General features: G+C 63.8%; 1 protein-coding gene. It reads right to left on the bottom strand.

Annotated elements, in window-relative coordinates; translation table 11 throughout:
* On the bottom strand, window positions 1–271 hold a 271-nt coding region (locus tag SB786_RS36325; protein ID WP_410731591.1), incomplete at both ends, for an SDR family NAD(P)-dependent oxidoreductase.

Here is a 271-nt window from a genome sequence, read left to right as displayed (position 1 = left end):
ATATTGATGTCGCTCGCGTACTTGCCGCCCATGCCGATGATGTTGACGATCGCGCCCGGTTCCAGCGCCTTGCCGGACTTGATCCGCTCGACCATGCGGCGCAGCACTTCCTGCTGCGGATAGATATACGGGAAGTATTTGGCTTCCATGGTGGCCTTGAAGGCCTCGGCGTCGAGCAGCTCCGGGTCGTAGCGGCGGGCCGCGCCTGCGCTGTTGATCAGGATGTCGATGGGCCCGACGGCCGTGGAGACTTCCTCGACCACGTCGGCGG

It is taken from the genome of Burkholderia sp. SIMBA_062 (assembly GCF_046534765.1).
In the GTDB taxonomy this organism is placed as follows: domain Bacteria; phylum Pseudomonadota; class Gammaproteobacteria; order Burkholderiales; family Burkholderiaceae; genus Burkholderia; species Burkholderia ambifaria.
The sequence above is the reverse complement of the archived record's forward strand: the minus strand, read 5'-3'. Positions and strand labels throughout refer to the sequence as shown.